The 7,366-nt window shown below is 72.4% G+C and carries 5 protein-coding genes; all 5 read right to left on the bottom strand.

All coding sequences use genetic code 11. From position 1 onward, the window contains the following. Positions 1 to 124: 124 nt before the first annotated feature. Genes ACZ3II_RS43190 through ACZ3II_RS43170 form a run of 5 tightly spaced genes read right to left on the bottom strand, consistent with a single transcriptional unit; the run spans position 125 to position 7,256 of the window. The gene (locus ACZ3II_RS43190; RefSeq protein ID WP_465526662.1) at positions 125 to 2,890 is read right to left on the bottom strand and encodes a DUF5682 family protein; all 2,766 of its coding nucleotides are present in this window, start codon (positions 2,888 to 2,890) and stop codon (positions 125 to 127) included. Further along, a complete protein-coding gene (locus ACZ3II_RS43185; RefSeq protein WP_465526660.1) occupies positions 2,887 to 3,999 on the bottom strand; it encodes an ATP-binding protein in 1,113 nt (370 codons plus the stop codon). Before ACZ3II_RS43185 ends, ACZ3II_RS43190 begins: the two co-directional genes overlap by 4 nt. Positions 4,000 to 4,024: 25 nt before the next feature. Further along, positions 4,025 to 5,383 (bottom strand): VWA domain-containing protein, encoded by a 1,359-nt coding sequence (locus tag ACZ3II_RS43180; protein ID WP_465526658.1) that lies wholly within the window; start codon positions 5,381 to 5,383, stop codon positions 4,025 to 4,027. Further along, entirely contained in the window at positions 5,380 to 6,756 is a 1,377-nt protein-coding gene (locus ACZ3II_RS43175) for a hypothetical protein (RefSeq protein ID WP_465526656.1), read from the bottom strand. Before ACZ3II_RS43175 ends, ACZ3II_RS43180 begins: the two co-directional genes overlap by 4 nt. After that, the gene (locus ACZ3II_RS43170; protein WP_465526654.1) at positions 6,756 to 7,256 is read right to left on the bottom strand and encodes a hypothetical protein; all 501 of its coding nucleotides are present in this window, start codon (positions 7,254 to 7,256) and stop codon (positions 6,756 to 6,758) included. Before ACZ3II_RS43170 ends, ACZ3II_RS43175 begins: the two co-directional genes overlap by 1 nt. Positions 7,257 to 7,366 lie beyond the last annotated feature (110 nt).

Genomic DNA, 7,366 nt, shown 5'->3' with positions numbered 1-7,366 from the left:
ACGTTTTTTTATATTTTGTTTTTGTTTTTCATTGGTTTGCTATTCCTATCTGTGTCCCCGCGGTGTGGGGTGTGTGGAGTTCGGGCGCTATACGCGCCCGAACTCCACACACCGGTTTCTGTGGTCAGGCGCTGATCAGGTCGGCGGCGGCTCGGGCCGCTTCGGGGTACGCGGTGAGCAGCCCCGCCACCGCTCCCCCGCCCGTCCCGGGACCGGCTTCCACCGGCGTCCAGCCGCCCTCGCAGCCGAGCAGCCCCGCGACCGCGTCCGCCGCCGTCCGGTTCGACCCGAGCAGCACCGCCGCCGGGCTCGCCGCGACGGCCGGGCCGGCGGCCGGACGTCGCCGGGCCGGGGCCTTCCAGGGTGGCGTCCACGCGTCGAGCGCGGCGAGGGTACCCGGGAACGTGCGGCCGGCCTCCCTGGTCAGCACCGGCACCAGCTCGGCGGCGTGCTGCCGCAACGTGGTGATCAACGTGGGCAGCCACGGCAGCAGCACCGGATCGGGCAGCCTGCCGAACGCCTTGGAGAGGATCTCCACCACGAACGGCGCCAGCCGCGGCACCGGTTCGAGGGCCTGCACGAAACCGCTCACGTACTGCGGGACGGCGGGCACCACCAGCGGGTTGCCGAGCAGCTCGTCGACCAGGGCCCGGAGATCGGCCAGCGGCAGGGCCCCGAGCTGGTGCCGCGCCGCCCACAGCAGGGCGATCTTGGCGGGCGCCTCCGGATGCGACTGCCGGACCGCGATCTCCAGCTGGGTGCGGTCACAACCGAGCGACAGCGCCAGGCTCTCCATCCCGAACAGGAACCCGAGCATCGCCCCGACCTGCCGGACCCCGGTGTCCTCCTCGACGAAGGCGGTCGGCAGCAGGGTGCAGTAGTGGGCGTACCCCGCGGTGACGAACCGCTCGCACCAGGCCGGCAGCACCGGCGTGGTGGCCCGGTAGTGCCCGAGCAGCCGCCGGATCCGCCGCAGCACGTCCGGCGCGTCGTCGACGGTGCGCTCGGCCGCCAGCAGCTCGATCGCCCGGGCGCCCAGCTCGTCGGTGAGGCGCGGGCTCTCCAGGAACAGCAGGCTGTTCTCCACCGCTTTGAGGGCGGTGGCGGCGGTGGCTTTCGGGTCCCAGGCGTCCCGGCGCAACCGCTGCTCCAGGACCTGCTCGACGGTCACGCCCTCGTAGCCGAGTTCGATGACGGACCGCTGGTTGCGGCCGAGGTCGAGGTCCCAGCTCTCCTGGATGTGCTTCTCGCCGAGCCGCCGGCTGCCCATGATCGGGCGGACCGCCTGGTCGGGCAGCAGGTAGCGCAGCATCCACAGCAGCCGGGAACAGGCCGCCAGCTCGGGCCGGGCGGCCAGGTCGAGCAGCGCCCGCTGGATGCTGCGCTGCTCGAGGTTGAGCTCGAGTGGGGCCAGCCGGTCGTAGACGTCGCGGGCCAGCGGGGGAAGGGCGGCATATCCCACCTGGCCGATCCGGTCGCCGCCGAGCAGGATCTCGCACAGCCGGCGCACGTCGCGGCGGCCCGGCACGCTGTCCTTCTCGATGCAGGTGACAGCGGCGTCCTGGAAGTCGTACGGCGTCGGCCGCACCCGCCCGCGCATCCCGGCCAGCAGGATCGACGTCTCGAAGACCGCGATCGCGTCGGCGGTGCTGGCGAGGTAACCGTTGCGGCGGGCGAGCCGGACGATGTCCACGCACCAGCCGCGCAGCTCCTCCTCGTCCAGCCCGTCGAGCGCGGGCGGCCCGGACAGATAACCGGTGAGGTGGTCGGTCACCGGGACGGCCGCGACGGCCGGCAGCGGAAGCGTCTTCTTCCCTCCGCCTTTCTGCCCGTCCAGCCGGAACGGGGTGAGCCGGAGCTTGCCGAGCTGCTTGCGCCAGTTCGCGGCGGCGATCGACACCGAGCCGGGCGCCAGCCCGAACTGCGCCTCGATCGCCGAGTGGCTGGACGGGATCAGACCGTACAGCCAGGTCGTGCCGGTCCTCGGGGTGATCACGAAATCCGGGGTGCCGGGGGCGGAGCCGGCCTCCGGCACCCGGCTGGCCGCGTGGAAGGCGCCGCAGATGTACAGACAGTCGGCCGGGTCGGCGCCGGAGGCCGCGAGGTGCTGCCGGATCCGGGTCCACATGTAGCGTTCCCGGTCCTCGTCGCTCGCGTAGCGCCGGTCGTCGTGCGGGGCCAGCCGCCGGAACAGGCTGCCGATCAGGACCATCACCTGCCGGTACGTCTCGTGGTCGGCGCCGGCGAGGGGCTGTTCGACGTACTGCTCCCACCACTCCGACCAGTGCCGGACCCGGCCGTGGTGCAGCAGGTGCTCCTCCAGCTCGGCGAACCGCGGCCGCAGGTCGCCGATCTCGACGCCGACCGCGTCACCGTGCAGGTCCTCCTCCGCCTCCGGCGTCCCGGCCGGCGACGGCACGTCCGGCTGCCACTGGAAGACGTGGTCGGTGGACCGGTCGACCAGCACCAGCTCCACGCCCGGGGTCTCCAGGGCGTAGGCGATCGCCTGGTACTCCGCGGAGGCCTCGGTGATCGGCGCGATCACCGAGAGCGGCGCCGACTCCTTGGGGAACCCGTCCAGCTGGGAGGCGAAGGACTGCAGCGCCACCGGCAGCCGGCAGTTGCGCAGCTCGGTGAGCAGCGGCTGGAGATCCTCGCAGAGCTCCAGGTAGATCACCTTCGGCTGTTTCTCCCGCAGCCGTCGCAGCATGGCCAGCGCGGAGGCCGGCGAGTGGTGACACACCGGGAAGATCTCCAGCGGCTCCCGCAGCGCGTGGTCGACGTCGTCGACGATCCCGGCGAGGATCTCCGGCAGCGCTGCCGGGCCGTCGGCCAGCGCCTCGGCGGCGCCCAGCAGTTGCGCCCGCAGCGCGTCGAACGGCGCGCTCACGACAACGTCGCGATCGCCTGACGGCCGCCGGAGAGGAAGCCGTTCCACTCGCCGCCCTCCTGCTTGCTCCGCGGCTCGATCACCCCGTGCCAGTACTTGTTGAGGATCGCCAGGTCCTCGGGGCTGCGCCGGGCCAGCGACCCGACCAGGGAGCCGGCCAGCGTCTCGGCGGTCAGCGCGCGGGCGCCGAAGAAGTTGCTGTGCAGGATCGCGTCCTCCAGCACACCGATCTGCTCGGCGGTGGACAGCGCCGACTCCAGCTTCTCGTCGTCGCCGGTGGCCGCGGTGGCGGCGGCCCGTAGGTCGGCGAAGCTCTGCAGCAGCACGTCGAGCAGGGTGGGCGGGACCTCCAGCTCGATGTTGTGCCGGCGCAGCAGCTCCTCGGTGCGGAACCGGACGATCTCCGCCTCGCTCTTCTTGTTGGTGACGACCGGGATCCGGACGAAGTTGAACCGCCGCTTGAGCGCCGAGGACAGGTCGTTGACGCCCCGGTCGCGGCTGTTCGCGGTCGCGATGATCGAGAAGCCGGGCTTGGCGAAGACGATGTTGTCCTCGTCCAGCTCGGGGATCGACACGTACTTCTCGGAGAGGATGGAGATCAGCGCGTCCTGCACGTCGCTGGTGGACCGGGTCAGCTCCTCGAACCGGCCGATCACCCCGCCCTCCATCGCCGTCATGATCGGCGACGGGATCATCGAGGCGCGGGACTGTCCTTTGGCGATCACCATCGAGACGTTCCACGAGTACTTGATGTGGTCCTCGGTGGTGCCGGCGGTGCCCTGCACGACCAATGTGGAATTCCGGCTGATCGCGGCGGCCAGCAGCTCGGCCAGCCAGCTCTTGCCGGTGCCCGGGTCGCCGATCAGCAGCAGGCCGCGGTCCGAGGCAAGGGTGACGATGGCCCGCTCGACGAAACTGCGGTCGCCGAACCATTTCTGGCTGACCTCGCGGTCCAGGCCGTCGGCGCGCTCGGAGCCGAGGATGAACAGCCGCACCATCTTCGGCGACAGGCGCCACGAGAACGGCTTGGGGCCGTCGTCGACCGACTCGAGCCAGTCCAGCTCCTCGGCGAACTTGATCTCGGCGGGGGCACGCAGCATGTCAGTCATGTCGGAAGGTCTCCTATAACTCAGGTCAGGCGAGGAAGTTCTTGAGCTCGGCGACGAGCTTCTGGATGCGGCCGGAGATCACCGGGGTGCCGAGGTCCTTGAACCGCTGGCGGAACCACGGATCCACGTTCTGTGTGCCGGAGCTGTTCACCGAGCCGACCGGGATGAAGCGCACCCCGGACCGGTGCACCGCCTCGATGGCCTCGAACAGCGGCTGCGACCGGCCGAACTCGTAGAAGTCGGAGATCCAGACCATCACCGTGTTCCGCGGGTCGGTGATCTTCGGGCGGGCCATCGCCATCGCGACCGGCCCGTCGTTACCGCCGCCGAGATCGGTGCGGAGCAGCACCTCGAACGGGTCGTGCACCCACGGCGTCAGGTCGAGGGCCCGGGTGTCGAACGCGATGAGGTGCACGTCGACCTTGGGCAGCCCGGCGAAGATCGAGGCGAGGATGGTGCAGTTGACCATCGAGTCGACCATCGACCCGGACTGGTCGACCACCACGATCAGGCGGGCCGGGGTGATCCGCTTGGCGGTCTGCCGGTAGAACAGCCGGTCGACGTAGAGCCGCTCGTCCTCGGGGTTCCAGTTCGGCAGGTTCTTCCAGATGGTGCGGTCCAGGTCGAGGTTGCGGAAGACCCGTTTCGGGGGGATCGACCGGTCCACCACGCCGGCGCTGGCCTGGGCGACCTGGGTGCGCAGCACCTCGGCCACCTCGTCGACGAACCGCTTGATCAGGGCCTTGGCGTTGACGAGGGCGACACCGTCCAGGTTGCGCTTGTCGCGGAGCAGCTGCTCGATCAGCGACATGCTCGGGGTGAGCTGCTTGGCCAGCCGGTTGTCGGCGAGCACCTCGCGCAGCCGCATCCGGCTGATCAGGTCGCCCTCGATGCCGGCCAGCACCCCGCCGAGGCCGGACGGGTCGTCGCCGGAGGCCCGCCCCCGCTCGCAGCCGGTCGCTCGCTCGAACCAGCCCGCGTCGGCCTGCCACCGCTGCAACTGCTCGGCGGTCACGCTGCCGCCACCGGTGGCGAAGACGTTGAGCAGCAGTTTCGACACCAGGGCCGCACGCCGCACCTCGTCGGAGCGCCCGGCGGACGGGCCGGCCGGATCGGTGTCCGCGACGGCTCCGGTCATCAGGCCGTGCAGCTCGGCCTCGAGGAACGGGAACCGCTGCACGACGGTGTCCACCGAGACCGCCGGGTCGAGCAGGGCCGCCGGCAGGCCGAGATCGTCGACCACGGCGACGCTCGCGGACTCCAGCGCGGCCTGCTCCTCCGGGTCGAACAGCCGGGCCAGCAGCCGCCAGTAGAGAACCTGCCGCCGGGCCTCGGCGCCGCCCGGGTCCGGGGCGGTGGCGGCCGGCGTGACGTCGTCGCTCATCGGCGCAGCAGCCTTCCCGCGCGTTCCCGCAGCACCTCGACGGCGGTGCCGGCGACGGCCTCGGCCTTGGCCGCCTTGGCCTCGGTGGGGCCGAGCGCCCAATCCGCCGTGTGCACGGCCACCGGCTTCTTCCGGACGGTCGCCTGGACGGCGAACGGCTGCACCACCCAGCCGCCGTCCCAGCGGAGCAGGCCCAGGCAGGCGGTCGAGGCAGCGACCAGGGCCGGGGTCAGGGGACCCGCCGCGGGCAGCCGGTCCAGGTCGACGGCCAGCGTCACGCCGCCCAGGTCGAACGTGTCCGTGCCGGGCGTGTAGCCCTCCAGCAGCACCGGCTCGGCGATGACGGCCGGATGCCGGTCGAGCGGCGCGGCGGACGGGACGGTCACGCCGCCCAGCCGGACCCGGGCCGCGGCGAACGGGTCGGCGGGCTCGCCGGCCACCGCGCGGGACTCGTCCCACAGCAGGTCACCGGCCGGGGTGAGCGGCATGCCGGACAGCTCCACCACACGGTGGCCGGCCAGCGCGGCGAGGAACACCGGGTAGGCCGAGAGCATCCGCCAGGCGGACGGGCCGCTGATCGTGTCGACCTTGGCGGCGGCGACACTCGCGCGGACCAGCCGGACCTGCCCGTCGGGTGACTCCAGCAGGCCGTGCGCCTGCGCCCGGAAGACGGTGGGGTGCTCCTGCAGGTCGGCCCCGAGCGGCAGGAACCGGCCGTCGGCCGGGACGGCAGGAGGCGTGGGGAAGCCGTCGTGGGCGAGCAGGAGCGCCCGGGACCAGAGGTCGGCCCAGCGGCGCACCGGGATCCGGTCGAGCGTGGCGACCGGCGCGGCGCTGCGCAGCTCGGCGGCGAACCCGTCGAGCAGCACGGCGAGACGGCGGCCGGCCGGGGCGGCGAGCAGCGCCTGGACCGGCTGGGCGGCGCCGCCGGCGAGCTCGTGGTCGACGCCGCGCCAGCCGGCGATGGCCAGCTCACGCAGCCAGGACCGGGCGCCGGCCGGCAGGTGCCCCGGATCGGCCGGCGCGGACGGCGCGGTGTCCGGCGCGGGCCACGGCTCGCGGGTCCGGCCGAGCGCCTCGTCGAGGCGGCCGAGGAGGGCGTCGTGGACGGCGCCGGTCAGAGCGGCCCGGGCGCCGGCCAGCACGGCCAGGTGATCGTCGGTCACCGTGCCCGCGACGATCTTGCCGATCGAGTCGGTGACCCGCCCGGCGAGCGGCGACCCGGTGAACGCGGCGGCGAACGACTCCAGCGCGGCGGCGCGCTCCTCGTCGATCCGGGCCAGGCCGTGCACCAGGGCGTCGTCGAGGCCGTCGGTCAGGGCGAACGCCTCCGCGACGCCGTCCGGAGCGGCACGCAGCGCGTCGGCGAGCATCAGCTCACCGCCCCGGCGGCCGGGAACCAGTGCAGCTCGGGCAGCGGCTCGGTGGTGGACGGGACCTCCAGATAGGCCAGGTGGCGCAGGAAGCCGGCGAAGACCTCGGCCGCCCGGTTCGGGGCGGTCGTGGTGTGCAGGCCGGACCAGAGATCCTCGGAGCCGTCCGGGAGGGTCACCTTCAGATAGCGGGCGACCCGGTCCAGCCCGTACTGCGCGACGGCGGCGTCGGCCAGGGCGCGCAGGTGGTTGCAGGCGCGCGTGCCGCCGGAGAGGCCGCCGCAGGGCCGGTTGTTGTTGGTGTTGCAGCTCAGGCCGTGGTCACCGGCGGTGATCGACGAGACGTAGACCCGCTCGACGTCCGACCCGCTCGACACCACGCCCTGCAGCCTGCCGTCGGCCAGCTCCACGAACGGCACCTTGGCCAGTTTCCGCGGCCGGACGGGCGCGATGACGGGCGCTGCGCTGCGCCGCTCATAGGCGGCGCTCCCGCTTGTCACAACAGACCTCCTTCGAACCAGGTGTGCGAAGTTCTATCCCAGGGGTACGACAAAACCGCGTCGATCGAGGCCAGCGGCGGTGATCCGGCGTACTCAGGGATGACTCGGAC

This window comes from Actinoplanes sp. NPDC019969 (assembly GCF_055562375.1).
Note: the sequence above shows the minus strand (reverse complement) of the source record. Positions and strands in the feature narration are given on the sequence as shown.

Bases quoted from the DNA above. Each gene is read 5' to 3' on its own strand.
- ACZ3II_RS43180 (WP_465526658.1), bottom strand. From the start codon at position 5,383: ATGAGCGACGACGTCACGCCGGCCGCCACCGCCCCGGACCCGGGCGGC.
- ACZ3II_RS43185 (WP_465526660.1), bottom strand. From the start codon at position 3,999: ATGACTGACATGCTGCGTGCCCCCGCCGAGATCAAGTTCGCCGAGGAG.
- ACZ3II_RS43175 (WP_465526656.1), bottom strand. From the start codon at position 6,756: ATGCTCGCCGACGCGCTGCGTGCCGCTCCGGACGGCGTCGCGGAGGCG.